The sequence below is a fragment of the Streptomyces murinus genome (assembly GCF_002154555.1).
GTDB classification, from domain to species: Bacteria; Actinomycetota; Actinomycetes; order Streptomycetales; family Streptomycetaceae; genus Streptomyces; species Streptomyces murinus.
Genome location: NZ_MUNF01001074.1, coordinates 1 through 641, shown reverse-complemented (window position 1 = coordinate 641; position 641 = coordinate 1). Strand labels below are relative to the sequence as shown.

Genomic DNA, 641 nt, shown 5'->3' with positions numbered 1-641 from the left:
TCGCCGCGGCCGCCACCGGCGCCGGCGCGCTCGGCGTCCTCGATCTCGGCGACGGCGACCGAATATGCCGACAGGAGCTGTCCCGGCTGAGAAGAACGGCCCCGGGCCCGTACGGCGTCCGGGTGACCGCCCGGTGTGCCCTCACCCCGGCCGACCTGCCGGACGGCCCCGGCCTCGTCGTCCTCGCCGCGGACCTGACGGCCGCGGACACCCCCTGGGGCATCGCCGAACTGGCCTCCGGATCAAGGGTGTTGGCCGAGGTCACCGACCTGACGCAGGCGCGGGCCGCGGTCCGGGCCGGGGCTCATGGGCTGATCGCCCGGGGCGCCGAGAGCGGTGGCCGAACCGGCGAGCTGAGCACCTTCGTGCTGCTCCAACAGCTGCTCGCCGACGCGGAGTTGGCCGACTCGCCCATCTGGGCCTGCGGCGGTGTCGGGCCGCGGACGGCGGCCGCCGCCATGGCGGGTGGCGCCGCCGGTGTCGTCCTCGACAGCCAGCTCGCCCTGCTGCCCGAGTCCCGGCTGCCGGAGGCGGTCCGGGCGGTGCTGCGGTCCCTGGACGGCGCGGAGACGGTGGTGATCGGCGGGCACCGGGTGCTGCGCCGCCGCGGCCCCGACGCGCCGCCGCCCCCCGCCGACGAC

1 protein-coding gene is annotated in these 641 nt (G+C 77.8%); it reads left to right on the top strand.

From position 1 onward, the window contains the following. Nucleotides 1-641, top strand: a 641-nt coding sequence (locus CCN72_RS41330) for a nitronate monooxygenase (protein WP_244174691.1), incomplete at both ends; no start/stop codon positions are given.